13 protein-coding genes and 3 pseudogenes are annotated in these 18,209 nt (G+C 32.7%); 10 read left to right on the forward strand and 6 right to left on the reverse strand.

From position 1 onward, the window contains the following. Nucleotides 1-243, forward strand: a pseudogene (locus MHH71_RS26980) (IS4 family transposase); the annotation flags it as partial. A gap of 372 nt (nucleotides 244-615) precedes the next feature. Here the strand turns inward: MHH71_RS26980 and MHH71_RS26985 are convergent. The 5 genes from MHH71_RS26985 to MHH71_RS27005 form a co-directional block, all read right to left on the reverse strand. Continuing rightward, on the reverse strand, nucleotides 616-1,359 hold the full coding sequence (locus MHH71_RS26985) for a lipoprotein BA_5634 family protein (RefSeq protein WP_006097219.1): 744 nt from the start codon (nucleotides 1,357-1,359) through the stop codon (nucleotides 616-618). Nucleotides 1,360-1,391: 32 nt separating this feature from the next. After that, a complete protein-coding gene (locus MHH71_RS26990) occupies nucleotides 1,392-3,362 on the reverse strand; it encodes an FtsX-like permease family protein (protein WP_033799426.1) in 1,971 nt (656 codons plus the stop codon). Then, entirely contained in the window at nucleotides 3,337-4,107 is a 771-nt protein-coding gene (locus MHH71_RS26995; protein WP_006097222.1) for an ABC transporter ATP-binding protein, read from the reverse strand. The genes MHH71_RS26990 and MHH71_RS26995 overlap by 26 nt, the downstream gene beginning before the upstream one ends. Nucleotides 4,108-4,249: 142 nt before the next feature. Then, nucleotides 4,250-5,236 carry a sensor histidine kinase gene (locus tag MHH71_RS27000; protein WP_006097224.1) on the reverse strand — a complete coding sequence of 329 codons (987 nt, stop codon included), beginning with the start codon at nucleotides 5,234-5,236 and terminating at the stop codon, nucleotides 4,250-4,252. Then, on the reverse strand, nucleotides 5,236-5,940 hold the full coding sequence (locus MHH71_RS27005; protein ID WP_006097225.1) for a response regulator transcription factor: 705 nt from the start codon (nucleotides 5,938-5,940) through the stop codon (nucleotides 5,236-5,238). The genes MHH71_RS27000 and MHH71_RS27005 overlap by 1 nt, the downstream gene beginning before the upstream one ends. Before the next feature lie 455 nt (nucleotides 5,941-6,395). On the opposite strand from MHH71_RS27005, the pseudogene MHH71_RS27010 reads away from it, so the two are divergent. From MHH71_RS27010 to MHH71_RS27040, 7 genes and pseudogenes are all read left to right on the forward strand, one after another. After that, nucleotides 6,396-7,487 (forward strand): annotated as a pseudogene (locus MHH71_RS27010) (Tn3 family transposase); the annotation flags it as partial. A gap of 256 nt (nucleotides 7,488-7,743) precedes the next feature. Beyond that, the gene (locus tag MHH71_RS27015; RefSeq protein ID WP_006097229.1) at nucleotides 7,744-8,313 is read left to right on the forward strand and encodes a YdeI/OmpD-associated family protein; all 570 of its coding nucleotides are present in this window, start codon (nucleotides 7,744-7,746) and stop codon (nucleotides 8,311-8,313) included. 16 nt (nucleotides 8,314-8,329) lie between these two features. After that, complete coding sequence (locus MHH71_RS27020; protein WP_003209996.1) at nucleotides 8,330-9,244, forward strand: helix-turn-helix transcriptional regulator; 915 nt, start codon at nucleotides 8,330-8,332, stop codon at nucleotides 9,242-9,244. Between the two features lie 78 nt (nucleotides 9,245-9,322). Continuing rightward, complete coding sequence (locus MHH71_RS27025) at nucleotides 9,323-9,823, forward strand: DinB family protein (protein ID WP_006097232.1); 501 nt, start codon at nucleotides 9,323-9,325, stop codon at nucleotides 9,821-9,823. A gap of 358 nt (nucleotides 9,824-10,181) precedes the next feature. Next, nucleotides 10,182-10,943, forward strand: coding sequence for an ABC transporter ATP-binding protein (locus MHH71_RS27030; protein WP_006097233.1), 762 nt, complete (start codon nucleotides 10,182-10,184; stop codon nucleotides 10,941-10,943). Nucleotides 10,944-10,959: 16 nt separating this feature from the next. Next, the gene (locus MHH71_RS27035; RefSeq protein ID WP_006097235.1) at nucleotides 10,960-12,810 is read left to right on the forward strand and encodes an FtsX-like permease family protein; all 1,851 of its coding nucleotides are present in this window, start codon (nucleotides 10,960-10,962) and stop codon (nucleotides 12,808-12,810) included. Nucleotides 12,811-13,026: 216 nt separating this feature from the next. After that, a pseudogene (locus MHH71_RS27040) lies at nucleotides 13,027-13,410 on the forward strand (DDE-type integrase/transposase/recombinase); the annotation flags it as partial. A gap of 101 nt (nucleotides 13,411-13,511) precedes the next feature. Here the strand turns inward: MHH71_RS27040 and MHH71_RS27045 are convergent. After that, nucleotides 13,512-15,455, reverse strand: a complete 1,944-nt coding sequence (locus MHH71_RS27045) for an alkyl/aryl-sulfatase (protein WP_006097237.1) — start codon at nucleotides 15,453-15,455, stop codon at nucleotides 13,512-13,514. An 862-nt stretch (nucleotides 15,456-16,317) separates the two neighbouring features. On the opposite strand from MHH71_RS27045, the gene MHH71_RS27050 reads away from it, so the two are divergent. Then, nucleotides 16,318-16,917 (forward strand): TetR/AcrR family transcriptional regulator, encoded by a 600-nt coding sequence (locus MHH71_RS27050; protein WP_033799427.1) that lies wholly within the window; start codon nucleotides 16,318-16,320, stop codon nucleotides 16,915-16,917. A gap of 91 nt (nucleotides 16,918-17,008) precedes the next feature. Then, entirely contained in the window at nucleotides 17,009-18,175 is a 1,167-nt protein-coding gene (gene dltB, locus MHH71_RS27055; RefSeq protein ID WP_033799428.1) for a D-alanyl-lipoteichoic acid biosynthesis protein DltB, read from the forward strand. The last annotated feature ends 34 nt before the right edge of the window (nucleotides 18,176-18,209 follow it).

Genomic DNA, 18,209 nt, shown 5'->3' on the forward strand with positions numbered 1-18,209 from the left:
AGAAAGAAGAAAAGAGAATTAAGCGAATATAAAGCCATTGGAATGATTCAAGACCATCTATACATTCTTTATCAAGCTATACAGCAAAACACCCGAGAAATAACAAAAATTTTAATCCGCCTGTTCCATCTTCTACAGAAGAACGGACGGAAATCTCACAGATATGAGAAGAAAACTGTCTTTGATATTATGGGTGTTGTGTATGAGTATAGTGGATTGAGGAAACAAAAGAAAATTGCATAATTAAAAAAGTGAGACCCGTTAGGGTTTATTTGGTATGCGCATTTTTAAGAATATACTTTTATTTTAACAATGTTTTAATCCGGCTGAACAAGAGTTCAATTTGTTTACACTCTTAAGTTGATGGGCATGGGTCACCATATCATTGCGGGAAAATTGTACGTTTAGACACATTTTAGACACAAAAAAAACAAGTGTGTAAATTTAGATGATGGTTATAATTTCAAAAGTGGATCTGATTTTTTTATTCTGACTAAAAAATCAGATCCACTTATTTGTGTCCTTAAAAATAATCATCTTTGCAAAAAACATTTATTGATTTTTTCAAAGATGATTAATATGTTCTAAACTTTTATTCTATATAAAAGTAATTGTTTACTTTTCAGTGATATTTACAAAATTGACAGCTCTCTTTTCCTCAGTGCCTAAAGCCGTCTGAACTTTCCTTATTTCCGTTGTTAATTCTGGTGCTTTCCCTTGAGAGGCTACATTAAGATTCCCAAAAGATTTATTAAAAGATAGAAATATTCTTGTTTTTTCTTTCCCATTTATTTCTTTAAATACTGTATCATCTACAATTAATAGGATTACGTTGGATCCATCACGATATGGAGATAACCATACATCCCCTTTGTATTGAACATTCATTTTTTTCTCATCAAATGTTATTTCTTTCAAGTCTTTATATTCTTTATTTGCAAATAAAATGGTTTCATCTTTCTTTACTTTTGGTAACGAGTCAATTGAGACTGAAGATGTGAGCCCCCCATTATTATCTCTTTTACGTATAAGTCCCTTCTTGTACATTTTTTCAGCAGTTGTTCTGCTTATAAATAGTAAATTACTAGGAGTATCTGCCCTAGCATCCCCAAACTGTGTCGGGAGCTTTATGTTGAGCTTGTTATTATCTATGCTCCCTTCTTTTATTTTAAATTGATCTTGTGATAGGGTTATATCTTTGTATAGGTCTATTATAGAATTTCTTGTTTGTTCATTTAACTGCTCTACCTCTATTGAAAGCCCATTTGCTGGGGAGTTTTTTGTACCAAATAATGAACATGCTCCTAATAAGGTAATAGAAATGCCTGTTACTATTAATAATCCTAGTCTTTTTTTCACCCTCTATTCTCCTACTTTTTATTATTTTTGAATTAAAAAATAGTTTTATACATTTTTTTCAAGTATTGAGAACGAACAAAGTAAAAGTATATAATTTGCAAAACTAAGAAACAAATCAATACCATAACTGAACTACCCAAAACTGAAAAATTGGCTAACTTTTGTAAGGCCATAAAAGCAACCGTACTATGTGTAATCGCTATTGAAATTGGTAAAAAGAACAACAATGTAAGTTGACGTGACACAATTTTCTTTAATTCCGGTTTGCTTAAACCGACCTTTGCTATCATTTTATATTGCTGCTGATTTCGTTCTAAGTCTGTGTATAATCGGAAATATAAAAAGCTTGCAGCAAACGTAAAGAAAACAATGCCTATTAATACACTCATGATAGATGCAAGTCCAAACCCTTGCCTCATCACTATCCATGTAAGAATTAAAGTCGAAAATGTATATTTTTCGTTGTCTACTATATGCTCATTTATACCTTTATTATCCTTCTGAAAAGCAGCTACAATATTTTCCGCAACTTTTTTTGTTTTCTCCCAATCTTTCACAATAAAACCATTAATAGTGGTTTCAAAATAGTAATTCTCTGGATCCGCTATCATTTGATTATATACAGCGTCTGGTACAATAATTATCGTTACTCTTGTTTCTTGTAATTCTTTCGGAGTAACTATTTTATTTACATGCATATCTTTTTTTATATTTCTATACAACAATTGAAAGTTATTTTGATTAGATTTTGTATTAGCAACTTTTCTTGAAGGTATGACAACACTATCATTTTCATCTTTTAAGCTTTCTTTTTCAAAACCAAATGCCTTAGCTAACTTATTATAATCACTTAATTTTATAACGGTTGATAATAAATTACTGTTATAGAGAGTATCTCGAATTTGTTTTATTGAATAAGTCACCTGTTTGAAATTAAACTCACCATCATGGAGTTCGCTTTCTATTTTTTTTAGATGTTCTTTTTCTAAATGGTTATTATTATAAGACTGATAAGAAAATGCAAAAGGACTTTCCGATTCAGCCATGGATGAGTTGCCTAATCCCATACAAGTCCCCACTGCAGTGAAGGCAACGGTAGAAATAATAGTGACCATAAAAAACATTTTTGCATTATCTTTTAATTGATACACTAAATCTGAGATGGTTAGTATGTTTGTTTTCTTAAAGAAAATATTTTCCCTTTTCTTTAATGCACGTAACACATACACACTGAGCTGGGTAAATAAGAAATACGTTCCAAGTACAACAAAGCTCACCCCTGCCGCCATCATGAAAAATACATAATTCGCACCCTTGTACTGAATTGCGTTAACACTATGGAAGACAGCCGTATATCCTAATCCCATACAAATAAGTGCGAATAAAGATAGCCAAAAGGATGCTTTTGGTTCAGGCTTTGGCTTTTCCTCTGCTTTTATTAATTCTACTAATTGCTCTACATTTACTAGTCGAGAAGTGAAAAGTGAAATAAATAAAAATAGTAAGAAGAAAGCTCCAAATGTTATTCCAATTGCTTTAAAGGGCATGTAAAATGGGAGTCCTTTATCAATTATTAACAGATTGTTGCTCATAATTAAGATAAACTTAGAGAACGCCATTCCAATTGTAATTCCTGTTAAAATAGAAGCGATACCAATTATTATATTTTCAATAAATACTAATTTATTCAACTGTGAACGTGACATCCCATGTAGCATTAGAATTCCAAAATCTTTTTTTCTTGTTTTTAAAAATGCACTTACAGAATATAGGATAAAGAAGAATGAAAAGAAAAATATTAACCCCTGCGATATCTGTAATCCTGACTTTGCAAATGTATTGATTGTTACACTGGTAGCAAGATCGCCTTGTAAATTAGGATGAAATGCAAGTAATGCATAAGTAAAGAAAATCATTATAGCAAACGTACTACTTAAAAAATGGGCCAAATATGTTCTTTTACTTCGAATGATGTTATTAAACGCGAACTGTCGAAAAGTCATATGCATTTCCTCCTAATAATGCTAAAACTTCTAGAATTTTTCGATAGAATACTTTGCGATTATCTCCGCAATAAATCTCATTGTATAACTGTCCATCTTTGATAAACACGATTCGATCACAATAACTCGCAGCCATTGCGTCATGTGTCACTAACATCATCGTTGTGTCATTTTCTTTGTTAAGCCTTGTCAATAATTCCATCACATCACAAGCAGATTTTGAATCCAAATTTCCTGTGGGCTCATCCGCAAGTAATAATTTCGGATTATGAATAGTAGCACGTGCGATTGCTGTTCTTTGAGCTTGTCCACCAGAAATTTCATACGTACGTTTATCTAATATTTCAGTTATCCCCAGTTTTTCAGCAATAGCTTCAACTTTCCCTTCCATTTCTCTAGGGCTTACACCATCAAGCGTAAGTGGAAGAACAATATTTTCTTTCACTGTCAATGTATTAAGGAGATTAAATGATTGAAAAACAAACCCTAATTCACGTCTTCGAAATAAAGACAACTGATCTGGAGATAACAGATATGGATTTTCTCCATGAATTAATACTTCTCCTGATGTTGGAGCATCTATAGTAGACACCATATTTAATAGCGTTGTTTTACCACTCCCAGATGGTCCCATAATTCCTACAAATTCACCTTTGTTTATTTTTAAATCAATATGGGATAATGCTGTATAAGAAATTTTCCCAGCATAAACTTTCCCTAGATCTGAAACATGTAGTATTTCCAAAGTGTTTCACCTTCCATTTCTCTTTTCGATACATAAAGTGTAACCAATATATAGTATGTCTCATATCGATTTCCCTAACATTTATCTAACAAGTTTGTAAGATTCAAAAGAAAAAACCGATGAAAAATCTAACTTTCATCGGTTAACGAGATGCATATGGGAATACGATTCTAACTTTTGTTCCCTTACCTACCTCAGATTCTAGCTCAATCTTATGATTTAATTTTTCACATACTTCTTTAACAAGATATAATCCCATTCCCGTAGACTCTTTAAATTTCCTACCATTTTCTCCAGTATAAAATGGATTGAAAACACGTGGTAAATCAGCAGTAGGAATACCCACTCCATAATCTCTTACTTCCAAAATAATTGCTCGTCCTTTTGAATACGCTGATACTATTACTTTCTCTTTCTTACTTGATGAATATTTAATTGCATTTGACAGCACTTGATTGAGTATAAATCGAAACCATTTCTTATCTGTTTCTACAATAAGACTCGGATCTACTTTTACCTTTGGATACACATAACTACGTATAAACAGACGTTTATTTTCATGAATAACAGAATCAATCATTCCCAATAATTTCAATCTGTCTACATGGAAATCCTGTTCAAATGTTTCTAAACGAGCAACATATAAGACCATTTCTAATCCTTTTTTTATTCTTTCCGTTTCTTCATTAATACTGTCAAATCGAGAGTCATCTGCATCTTGTGTAATTAACTCAATAACAGAAAGAGGTGTTTTCATTTGATGAACCCACTGATTCATAAAAGTCATTTGTTCTTGTTGTTTTCGTTCCCATTTTTTTAATTGGTTTTGATAATATTGATATTGAGTTTGTAGTAATTTATCTAAGGCCATTGATAATGGAGTCAAATCACTGTCTTTTATTGACTCATTTAAAGTTTCCATTGGAGTTGATAGACGCTTGTAGAATGAACGATGACTATAATAACGATATATTAGATAACCTATTAATAAAAAAACACCCAAAAACACAGAATATAATGCTGTCAAAATATGTGGATAACCATCAAACCAATATATAAAAAGAATGATAAGCAATTGGGCAAATGTATAACAAATGAGTGGAATATGTTCTTGTAAAAATAATTTCATTATTCCTTTCCTTCCTTCTCCCAAGTAGCATGCAAACGATATCCAGCACCACGAACTGTCTCCAGTGCGTTTTCAATACCTAAATCTTGCAACTTCCTTCTAATTCTCCCTATATTTACACTCAATGTATTCTCGTCTATATATGAACTATCCCATAGTTGCTCTAAAATCACTTCACGTTTTACAAGGAGCGGAGACTTTGTTATCAATATTTCCAATAAAGTTGTTTCTTTTCTAGTAAGTAAAATTGTCTTATCATCTAGTTGAAGTTCCATTCTTTCTGGGAACAGGAATAATCCTGATTGCTCAACTATTCGTTCTTTTACTTTAGGAGCATATTCACCGTATGCTCTTCTGAGTTGACTACGGATTTTAGACATTACAACTTCATAATAAAAAGGTTTCGTAATGTAGTCATCACCACCATTTTCTAAAGCCATAACTTGATCCATTTCTCCACTTCTTGCAGATAGAAATACAATTGGACAAGTAGAAATAGCTCGTATTTGGCGACACCAATAATAACCGTCAAAATTAGGTAAATTTACATCTAATAGCACTAAATCTGGTTTAATCTTTTGAAATGTAGCTAAAATATTTTCAAAATCCTCTATAATAACACTTTGATATCCGTATTTTTTAATATGAGTTCCCAGTAATTCAGCGATTTTTATATCATCTTCTACAATCATGATTGTATTCATATCGTACTCTCCTCTAATTTAAGTGTGATTTTTAAAGTTTGTTTGGCTTTTTATATTTAATTTTTAAGTTAATTTATTTAAAAGAAATAATATCTTACATACGCCCTAAAATGCAATTAATATCAAATAAAGCTTATATCTGTTGTTTTTTATTAATAAAAATTTTAAGAGTAAATGGGTTGGGGTTTTTCAGAATATAGATAAGTTTTATTAATAAAATGAATTGATATTAGTAAGGGTATTTGAATAGGTAATAACTCAATATATCCATTAATATTTTTTATCCAATTTACTTTTCTGACTTTTAATTAACATATATTTCTGTACACTTTAATATTGAACAAAAAATTATGAATTTCGCCTTTTTTCGTGTTCAAAAACCTTGAAAACTTATCTATGTTCAGATAAATATATAGAATTAAGTTATTGAACAAAAGGAGAGAAAAAGGAATGAAGATGCTTGTCCAAATATATCTTATACACAATTAGCTTGGATATCGGATTGGTATATAAGGGATGAAAATTACTCCAAAGCTCTTGGAGCAATCACTGATTCTCAGCATAAATACCCGTTCTCTTCTCATTGGGGAGATGGTTCGACTTCATCTTCTGACGGACAATTCTTTAGAGCTGGTGGTCAGTCTAGTCCGTTAGCACAAGTAAATGCAAAACATGGTAGAGATCCAGGATTAAGTTTTTATACACATATCTCAGATCAATATGCACCGTTTTATGTACAAGTTATCAGCTCTTCAGAAGAAGGGCCACATATTATTGATGGCCTACTGTATCATGAAACAGATTTGAAAATTGAAGAACATTATACGGATGCAGCAGGCTTTACAGATCATATTTTTGCCATGTGTCATATGTTAGGATTTCGATTTGCTCCTAGAATTAAAACGTTTAGTAAAAATAAAATTTATACTTTTGACAAGCCCATAAAACAACCACATCTGGAATTTATGATTGGTGGAACAATTCATACAAAGAAAATAAGAGAAAATTGGGATGACTTATTACGATTAACTAGTTCTGTTCGTAATGGGACCGTCACAGCTTCTCTTATTCTAAAAAAACTGGCTGCCTATCCACGACAGAATAGCTTATCTGTAACTTTGCGTGAAATAAGAAGGATTGAAAGAACTTTATATACGTTAGAATGGTTACAGAGTCCCGAACTTAGAAGACGTGTACAGGTTGGTTTAAATAAAGGTGAAGCAAAACATGCACTTGCTCGAGCTGTATTTTTCAATCGATTAGGAGAAATTCGTGATCGTTCTTATGAAGACCAATTACACAGAGCGAGCGGTTTGCAACTTCTTATTTCTGCAATTGTATTATGGAATACAGTATATATATCACGTGCAGTAGATGCTTTGCGTGCAAAAGGCGTGGAAATTCCAGAAGAATATTTACAACATATATCTCCACTTGGATGGGAACATATTACGTTGACAGGTGATTATGTATGGAACTTAAACCAAAAAACAAATTTCAATCATTTAAGACCATTACGAGACAAAAATCCTATAAAAAAGCGGTAAAGAGTGTTTTTTCCCATCCTCCGAAAAGGGGGAATAAGACAAAATGTAATAAAGCTATTCTATCTCTATGGCTTCTTCAATGAATGGACATTATTTTTGAAGAAGAAGTTTCTGGAGTAACAAAGGATTGCGAACAACTCAAAAAAATGCTAGGAGATTTTCGAGAATATGATACCATTTATGTTACCGATCTAACAAATTTATTAAACAGTTATACTTAGGACATATATTCATTTTAGAAAGGATAAATTTAAAAATGGAAATAGAGAATTTACTTAGAGTTAAGACAAGGTGGAAATTAAGAGATTGGCTTGAGGAAAATTCAAAAACTGAAAGATTTTGTTGGGTGATAGTAAGTATAACTGAGCAATCAGAAGTGATTCAGTATTTAGATGCAGTTGAAGAGGCACTATGTTTTGGTTGGATTGATGGCATAAAGAAGAAAATATCAGATACTGAACTTGCTCAAAGGCTTTCCCCAAGAAAGAAAAACAGTAATTGGACAGAATTAAATAAGGAAAGAGTAAGGAGATTATATCAATTAGGTTTGATGAAAGAAGAAGGACTGAGAGTTCTTCCTGATATGCGACCTGAATCTTTTACTATAGATGCAGATATTGAAACTCGTCTGAAAGAAGATGACCAATTATATCAAAACTTCATTAATTTTCCTGATCTATACAGAAGGATTAGAATTGATACGATACAAAGTTATAGAAATGAACCTAATATTTTTAATAAAAGATTGGATAAGTTTATTGAAAATACCAGAGAAAATAAAATGTACGGTCAATGGAATGACAATGGTCGCTTAATCAATTATTAAGGGAAGGAAATGAGAATTGAAATTAGAACGTTTGATATCAATCATATTCAAGCTCTTAAATAATGAAATTTTGTCAGCTTCTAGTTTAGCTGATGAATTTCAAGTATCACCACGGACAATTTATAGGGACATCGAAGCTATTTGTGCTGCTGGAATACCAGTTGTTTCTTACCAAGGGACTAACGGGGGATTCGGTATAATAAAGGGATACAAATTTGATAAAAGCCTAATGGGTTCTTATGACATTCTGAATTTAATTACAGTATTAAGTAGTTTATCGAATATTTTTAAAGATAAAGAAATTGAACATACGATAGATAGGCTAAAATTACTGGATACAAACAGTAATAATAAGTCTTTATTGGTTGACTTGGAAAGCCATAGAACAGAACCCAATTCATTAATGAATCTGCGAAAAGCTATACATAAAAAAAAGGTAATCCACTTTAATTATGTAAGCAATAAAAATGAATTTACATCTCGTGAAGTAGAACCTATTCACCTTCATTATAAGTTCCGTAACTGGTATATATATGGTTATTGTAGAGAACGTCAGAATTATAGAGAATTTAGGTTATCACGTATGATGGATGTCACTCTGACACAAGAAAAGTTTCTACAAAATCACGAAATTAAAGATGAAGCATTTTATTCAAACCGTAACCTGGTGGGGTTTGAGGATGTAGTAATCTGGGTAAGTCCTAATTCTTTAGCAGAAGCATTAGACCAATTCCAGAATTCTTCAAAAACCATTAACGATGACGGAAGTATGACAATTACAATTTCTGTTTATCAACCTCTACAGGCTGGATGGCTTAAATCGATTCTTTTAAGCTTTGGTAGCGGTGCTAAAATTGTAAAACCGATGGAACTGCAATCAATTTTAATAGATGAGGCAAAAAAAATAATAAAAGTTTATGAAGATATATGACAAGCTGCTGTCATATATCTTTTTTTATAATCTAGATATCAACTTTTAAAAAACCAGAACTAAAGGAGTAGCTGTTAAATGAACCATGCAAAAAATATGTATAAGTATCATCTTTGGGCTAATAAGGTGTTACTAGAAAGAATAAAAGAATTACCAAACAATGTCCTATATAAAGAGGCTAATAGTTCATATCCAAATATTGCTCAAACGTTTAGCCATATCTATGTAGTAGATGTAATGTGGTTACAAGTACTTAAAGGAATTGGTATGCAAGAAGCATTGGAAGCTTCTATGTCATTATTAGAAAAGACTAATTTATATTCTGTAGATGAATTTATTAAGTCTTTCGAAGAACTAGCTTCACAGTATGAAGAATGGATGAATAGCCAAAAAGATTTAGAACTAAAAATTAATTTGAATAATCCTTGGTCAGGTGCTAGAGAGACTGCATACTCAGAAATTTTATTTCATGTTGCTAACCATGGTACCTATCATCGAGGTAACATAACAACCATGCTAAGGCAACAGGGGCACGCTTCAACAATGAATGACCTCGCTTTATATTGGTATCAGAGTTAGGGCAAATAGTACTTGTAAATTAATGATAGTTCATATGAGAATCCAATAAAATATTCATCTGTTTTCTATATAAATGTCCTTTAATTAAACTAATGGGGGCATTAGCTTAATAAGCCAAATTAAAAAAATCGGCTCCTTTACGTAAAGGAATCGATTTTTTATGCTGGGTATTTTTGCACATTCCCCCGAAAAAGGGGATTCATGCTAAATTTATTATTTTGGGACACTGTTCAACTTTGCAACAGGACCTGGTTTTATATATTACAAAAATGTAAGGTAAATGTAATGTTAATCCATGGCGGATTATGTCGAAAAAATGCAGAATAGGAAAAGGAAAAACAAGTATAGGAGGATATATATGAACAAACCAGTTGTTGACGTTAAAAACGTCCAAAAAGTATACGGTAAAAAAGGCGAAAGCCAATCACACGCATTAAAAGGTGTGTCGTTCTCGATTCATGAGGGTGAATTTGTTGGCATCATGGGACCATCTGGTTCAGGCAAAACAACGCTACTAAATGTAATCTCAACATTGGATAAAGCAACGGGCGGTACTGTTGAAATTGCAGGCACGGATATTACGAAGATGAAGCAAGGAGCGCTTTCTGATTTCCGTTCTCAAAAATTAGGATTCATCTTCCAGGACTTTAATTTACTAGAGAACCTATCAATTTATGAAAATATTGCATTGCCGCTTTCACTTCAAGGTGTTCCGTCTCGTAAGATTGGACCGAAAGTGGAAAAAGTAGCGAACATGTTAGGGATTTCAGCAATACTTCAAAAGTATCCATCTGAAGTATCTGGTGGGCAAAAGCAACGTTCAGCAGCAGCCCGTGCGCTTGTACATGAACCAGCAATTATTTTAGGAGATGAGCCAACAGGGTCACTTGATTCTAAAAATGCAACGAGTCTTTTAGATGCGATGACAAATCTAAATGAAGAACAAGGTGTTTCCATTATGATGGTTACACATGATCCGTTTAGTGCAAGTTACTGCCGACGTATTCTATTCATTCAAGATGGCGAATTATATAAAGAAATTCATCGTACTGGTACGCGTGAAAAGTTCTATAAAGAAATTTTAGATGTGCTTGCAGATTTAGGTACAAAAAAAGCATAAGAAAGGAGGTTCAAGCATGTTATTTAAGCTTTCCATGTCAGGACTAACAAGTAAGCTAAAAGATTATATCGTCTTACTTGTTGGTCTCGTTATGTCAATTTCAATTTTTTACATGTTCCAAACATTAGCGCAGAATGAAGCATTTCTTAAATCCAATTCTACTATTAGTCAAATTGGATTCGTCTTCCATGCTGGTACGGTGCTACTAGCGATCATCACATTCTTTTACATTTTGTATGCGAATTCTTTCTTACTATCACTTCGGCAAAAAGAATTTGGTATGTATATGATGTTAGGAGCAAAGAAGCATAAGGTTACATTTCTTATGTTTATTGAGACCATAGTGTTAGGTGCGGCGTCCCTTGTAATCGGAATTGCAGTCGGTGTAGGTCTTTCACAAGGGGTTGGACAGTTACTTATGAAGCAACTTGAGTTTACTGGAGGTGGTTATCAAGCCTTTTATGTTCCATCAATCACTGTTACTTGTATTTTCTTCTGTGCACTATTTGTGTTAGCTGCCATTATGAATAGCATTAAATTATCACGTATTTCAGTATTACAACTTGTACATGCAGATGCGCAAACCGAACGTCCTGTGGTTAAAGGGAAAATCACGGGAATAGTTGCAGTCTTTGCAATCATTTTACTAGGCGTTGGTTATCATTCCATGATTAATATATCTAAGTTACAAGAAATGGGAGTTATCATAGCATTAATTACAATAACATCAGGGACTTACATGTTATTTGGATCCGCCCTTCCATTTATGATTAAAAAACTAAAGAGTAATAAAAAACGTAGTGAAAAAGGTCTTAATGCTTTTACATTCGCGCAATTAAACTTCCGTATTAATAGTTTAACAAAAGTACTAGCGACAATAGCGATGTTAGTTGCACTTGGAGCAGGTGCAATTTCAACTGGTATGGCCTTTAAAAATAACGTTATGCGTACTGTAGATACTTTGGCGATTTATGATGTAGCGATTCATAATCCAAGCACAGAGGAAAAGAAAATATTAGATGGTATGACATTCCAAGAGAAAAACGAATATCATTACAAAACAGACGATAAATATGTGTATTATATAAAAGAAGAATTAGAGAAAAATCGTCCTTTAGTACAAGATTCAAAAAATGCTACAAGACTGGCAGATGCCAGTAAAATCAAACGCGTTTCTGAAGAATTACCAGTAGGTGCTACTTTAAGTTATATTAAGAAGATATCTGATAATGTGATTCCTGAGGAGTGGCGTGCCGCATTCAAAAAGATTCAACCACATTATCTATACACTAATCAAACAATCAAAATTGTAGATAAAAAAATGTATGATGGTTTGCAAGGTAAAGAGAACATTGCATTTCTTGGAAAAACAAATGATTTCTTAACATATAAAAAAGAATTGAAAAAAATTGACGAATTGCAATTAGCTAAATATAAAATAGCAGAAGTCGAGTTGACAAGTAAATATTCTATATACACTGAGTTTTACGGCTTTACAAGCGGAACTGTATTCATGGGCTTCTTCCTAGGAATTGCATTCTTAGCGATGATGGCAAGTTGTTTAATGTTTAAGATTTTATCTGGTGCATCAAAAGATATTACACGTTATCAGATGCTTCGTAAAATCGGTGTTCGTCGCGAACTATTAACGAAGTCTATTTATAAAGAGTTATTTTTAGTGTTCTTATTCCCAGCGATCGTGGGTATTGCTCACGTTTTAGTTGGTATGAATATGTTTGGATTTATATTACATGATCCGTATTTCCGTATTTGGGTTCCGATTGTTATGTTCGTAGTCATTTACGCGATTTACTACTTCATTACAGTTCAATTGTATAAAAGAATTGTTCTTCCGAAAGAGGACTAAGAAGGTTCTGTTGCAAAGATCTCTAAACTGAGCTAATTTTTAGAAAAAGTGTGCGGAGGAAAATGATATAAGGAGTATTTTAAAGAAAAACAGTTTGAAAATTTACGTCCATTACGGGAAACTCAAATAAAAAGAAAGTAATAAAAATCCGATTCTTTAAATACATGAGAATCGGATTTTTTATGTGAAATATTTCCTTAAAGTACACTTTTCTTTTTACAACTTCGTAAAAAACGGGATCATCAGGTTGCATATGCCTTTATGAAAAGGTTAGTGAAAATGTTTGGAGAACCAACGGTTCTAACAACAGATAAAGCACCAGCATTACTTTGTGCATTCAAAAAATTAAAGGAACAAGGCTTTTATAAACATACAAATCATTGTACAATCAAGCATTTTAATAATCTCATAGAACAGGACCATAGACATATAAAAGGCCGTTTTGCCAAATCTGCAGGATTTCAAAATCTTCGCCATGCTTCGTGTACCTTGAAAGGGATCGAAGCGATTCATGCCATATATAAACGAAAACACAGTTTGCAACCAAACTGCGTTTTCTCAACATATAATGAATTACAGCAATTACTAACGATTGCATAAAATCCATCTGCAATCATACCAACTTTTTATCTGTTAAGAAACTTTGCAACAGAACCATGCACTTTATTCCCTTATATTTTTGCACCCGAACCGAAACGCTATTACTCCTCAGAAATGGGTGTCACGATATTGAAATTGGGATCTATTTTATCTAGTGCCGACAAGAATAATTGCCATTTATCTTTATCTCCTTGAATAATGATAATGGAACTATTGGATTTATTATTCGTAGTCGCCAATTCATATAATTGGTCTTTCTGCATAGTAACTGTTACCTCTGCATCTGCTGCTAATTCATTATTCAAGTATCTAAATATCCCACGCTTTATTTCAGTAGAAGCTACTTCATCTCGATCTGGAATCACAAAATTAATTTTATAATCATAATTCCCTGCTTTTATTCCATCTAATCGTATACTAAATAAATATAATATATTTTGAAGAGGTAAAGAATCTAACACCTTTTTTGATATGGTTGAAATGGGAATAGGTGTAATACCTGAACGCAGTTCTTGGGCTCCCGTTAAATATTCATTTCTCCATGGACCTGATTCTGCGATATAACCGAGTTGTTCTAAAGCATCCGCACATAACAGCTTTGCATTTTCATTGTTTGGATTTGCATAAATAACTTGTTTCGTTACTTCGGCTACCCATTGATACTCTCCATCTTGGAAGGATTTTTTTGCTTTTTCTAATACGGAATCCTCACCGCCCATATATTCCACGTATTTTTTTGCTGAGTCCTCCGGAAATAATTTATTTAGATCTACCGGATTTCCACTATACCATCCCATATATTTTTGATAGACTGCCTTTGCGTTATGATTAACAGTCCCATAAAATGAGCTATTGTACCATTCATCATGTAAACTCTTTGGAAGTTTTACTATTCTTCCTACCTTCTCTAATGTGTAACCTTGATTTATTAATCGTAAGGTTTGGTCATTGATGTATTGGTATACATCTCTTTGTTTTTCCAAGTAATCATTACACTGTTGATTACCAAAACGCGGCCAATTATGAACTCCAAATACAGTGGTCAAACTATCGCCAAATAAATCAATGGCCTGTTGCAAATAATTTGCCCAAGCTATCGGATCTCTAACTTGTGAGCCTCGTAAAGTATACAAATTATGGAGGGTTGCAGAACAATTTTCTGCAATACATAGAGATTTTTCACTTGGAATATAAATATTCATCTCTGCAGGCGCTTCTGTACCCGGGGTAAGTTGAAACTGTATAATCACCCCATCAATTACCTTTTCTACATACTGCCCGTTACCACTTTTTGATATTTCTTTCACATGATTGGTCAGAGTAATTGTGCCAGTAGAAACCTCTTTTCCTATTCCATTATCTATTACTCCTTTTTCATCATGAGGTAATACTTCTCCGTACATATACACAGCACGTCTAGACATAGCTACTCCTGCAGTAACATTCTCTTCAATGACAGCTTTCATAAAACCTTCTGGAGCATATACGTTTATTTTTTTTTCAGTATCCGAACATAAAACACTCAAGATTCCGCCATAATGGTCTGTATGGGAATGGGTCAAGATGATAGCACTAATGGGCATATTCTCCAAATGTTCATTCACTAATTTGAGGGCAGCTTTTGCAGTTTCTGCAGAAGTTAAACAATCAATGATAATCCAACCCGTATTTCCTCTAATAATGCTCATATTAGCAAGATCAAAACCCCTAACTTGATAAATACGATCTGTTACTTTAAATAATCCTGAATGAAGATTTAATTTACCATGTTCCCACAGCTTTGGATGAACAGTATCAGGTATTTGCTCCTTTAATAAAAAAGAATATCTTTTCAAATCCCATACAGGTGGTAAATTATTTTTTCCGTTAATGATAGGTAAAGGTACCTCGACCAGTGTGTTCTTTCTGGCCAATTCCTGCTCTATTTCTAGTTTTCCCCATTCAACTGATTTATATAAATCATCATGAATTAAACGGGTTTTATTTGTCGCCTGTTTTCTATCTATATTCAGTTCATCGCCTTGATTGTTGTTGTAAACAGTCATTCCGTTTCCTCCTTTTATTGATACTATAATTTGTGTTTTATAAAATTATTAAATACTTCGTTAAGCGATAAAAACCTCCCTAAACTGATGGGGGCACGGCAAGTAATGATAGGATTCTTATTCCTGTTCTTCTAGGTAAAGGTATATGTGCAATTATTTCTATGTACAATAATGCTAGGCAACTACACGAGTGGTTAGCATTGGGACTAATGGTATAACCATTAAATTGGCTAGCCATTACAAGAATAGTAAAATCGTTAGTTTACACGACATAGTGATAGTACGTTCCGTCTTTATAGAAATAAGTAGAGAGAAATTCAATTTCTTCCTCAGGATCTGTTGCAAAATTTTCTAAATGAGGTTCAGCCGAGATACGTGTAAAACTAGGTCATAGTAAGACAATTTTCACCAAATGATATTTTGGGGTGATATTTGTAACAAAAACGACCGTTTTTGTTACGTTTTGTATTTGAAAATATGAAATATCCCAATCATTGAACTGGCTGTAACAAAATACTGTATCAAAAATAATTCGTAACATTAATAGTAAACCACCTTTTTGTTACACCAAATTCTGATAATGGAAATAAAATATAGAATATGACCCAAAATCACATGTATCTCGGCTGAACCCCATGCCCATCAACTTAAAAAATATATACTCCCAAAAAAAGAAAAAAAGAGCTGAATTCTCAAAATAACTAACTATAGAGAAAAAAATCTTCATTTAGGGGTTACTTTAAAACCTTAGATTGGTGGATACGGGATGGTACTCAGTATTGTAAAGAATGCTCTAATAAGTTAGTATAGATTTGTATAAATTGGTCGGTTGACCAAATAAAAAATAAGATGGTGAAATACAATGTCTAGTCCAAAAAAAAAAGCTACTCGGGATCAAATACTAATGGCTACGTTTGAATGCTTAGCTGAAAAAGGTACAACCGCTATTACATTACGAGATATTGCTACAAAAGCGGGAATTACTTTAAGTTTAATTCACTATTATTTTCCAACAAAGGAGGGTTTATTAGTTAACGCTACCTCTTATGTCATGCAAAAACAAATTAAAGAAATTCAGAAGGAACTCTCAAATATACAAGATTTTTCAGAGAAATTAAAAAAACTTATATTTGTAGTACATCACCAATTCAAAAGTTCTGAATGGAGAAAGGTGTATTTTACTTTATTAGCAGCAGCAGCTTGGTCACCGAAAATTATGGAAGAAATTCGAGTTCTACAGAACCAATTGATAGACATAATTCAAGAATATGTTCAAACTTCCAATGTAGAAATCATTGACTTAGCAGCATTTTCAAGGGCCTTATTGGCTTCAGTGAATGGATTAGCGTTACAAGTTATGCATGGGGCTTCAGAGGAACAAATTGCTCCGGCATATGCGCTTATAGAAAAAGCATTTATATCAGCATTTGCCCTTCCAAAAGACGCAATGAGTGATTACTAAATAATCCCGAGATAATTCATGTGCCAATCCATTATTCCATGAGACCAAATGGAATAATGGATTGTAGAACATTATAAAGTGAGGTTACAGCATGACCGCATATGGATCATTTTATTTTTTCGCTATAGTGGGTATTTTATTGATACCTACTATCATAGCTGGATTAAGAGGTAAAATGTTGCGCAAATATAATGCTGTCCTAACGCTAATTATGCTTGCTATTATCTTCTCGGATAAACCAAATCAAGCGATGATGTTAGCAGTATTTATTATTTGGCAATATGTCCTTATTAAAGGCTATTTACTACTAAGAAAACAAAATAATAATACGTTCATGTTTTACATGGCTGTTATTTTGTCGATTTTGCCACTGATTTTGGCAAAAATCGCACCATTTGTACCTGAATTAAAACTCATTGTTTTTACTGGTATATCTTATGTAACATTCAGGGCAGTACAAATGGTATTTGAAATTCGCGATGGCTTAATTAAAGAATGCTCATTTTTTAATTTCTGGGAATTTATTTTGTTCTTCCCTGCCATTTCGACCGGACCTATCGATCGGTATCGCAGGTTCCAAAAAGATATTCAAAAACCACCAGGTGCTGAGGAATATCAAAATCTACTATATATAGGTATTAACCGTATTTTCCAAGGTTTTCTATATAAATTTATACTTGCTTACCTAATAAAAGAACATATTATGGATGCAACATTAGCTCACCAAGACACAATTTTATCAAATATGATTTTCATGTATAGCTATAGTTTATATCTCTTCTTTGACTTCGCAGGTTATAGCTCATTTGTAATTGGTGTCAGTTATATGATGGGGATTAAAACACCAGAAAACTTTAATAAACCGTTTATCAGTCGTAATATTAAAGATTTCTGGAATCGTTGGCATATGAGCCTATCATTCTGGCTCCGTGACTTTATTTACATGCGCTTTGTCTTTTTCGCAACAAAGAAAAAGCTCATTAAAAATCGCCATATGACTTCATATATTGGCGTCTTTTTAAATTTTTTTATCATGGGAATTTGGCATATTACTGGTCATCATATTGCTCAATATATGATTTATGGTCTATATCATATTGCTCTGTTTATTTTATTTGATATTTTCGAGCGAAAAAACAAGAAGCATAAATTTTGGCCTAACAATACGTTCATGCATGTCCTTGCAATTGTGATTACATTCCATTTCGTATGTTTCGGTTTCCTAATTTTCTCTGGTCACCTAAATAATTATTTTTAATAAGTAATTTCTTTTCTTGTAACTAAGAAGTTAC

Origin of the sequence: Bacillus sp. FSL H8-0534 (assembly GCF_038005885.1) — a bacterium.
Lineage (GTDB): Bacteria > Bacillota > Bacilli > Bacillales > Bacillaceae_G > Bacillus_A > Bacillus_A pseudomycoides.

Bases quoted from the DNA above. Each gene is read 5' to 3' on its own strand.
- dltB (WP_033799428.1), top strand. From the start codon at position 17,009: ATGACCGCATATGGATCATTTTATTTTTTCGCTATAGTGGGTATTTTA.
- MHH71_RS27050 (WP_033799427.1), top strand. From the start codon at position 16,318: ATGTCTAGTCCAAAAAAAAAAGCTACTCGGGATCAAATACTAATGGCT.
- MHH71_RS27035 (WP_006097235.1), top strand. From the start codon at position 10,960: ATGTTATTTAAGCTTTCCATGTCAGGACTAACAAGTAAGCTAAAAGAT.
- MHH71_RS27000 (WP_006097224.1), bottom strand. From the start codon at position 5,236: ATGAAATTATTTTTACAAGAACATATTCCACTCATTTGTTATACATTT.
- MHH71_RS27030 (WP_006097233.1), top strand. From the start codon at position 10,182: ATGAACAAACCAGTTGTTGACGTTAAAAACGTCCAAAAAGTATACGGT.
- MHH71_RS27025 (WP_006097232.1), top strand. From the start codon at position 9,323: ATGAACCATGCAAAAAATATGTATAAGTATCATCTTTGGGCTAATAAG.
- MHH71_RS27005 (WP_006097225.1), bottom strand. From the start codon at position 5,940: ATGAATACAATCATGATTGTAGAAGATGATATAAAAATCGCTGAATTA.
- MHH71_RS26990 (WP_033799426.1), bottom strand. From the start codon at position 3,362: ATGACTTTTCGACAGTTCGCGTTTAATAACATCATTCGAAGTAAAAGA.
- MHH71_RS27045 (WP_006097237.1), bottom strand. From the start codon at position 15,455: ATGACTGTTTACAACAACAATCAAGGCGATGAACTGAATATAGATAGA.
- MHH71_RS27015 (WP_006097229.1), top strand. From the start codon at position 7,744: ATGGAAATAGAGAATTTACTTAGAGTTAAGACAAGGTGGAAATTAAGA.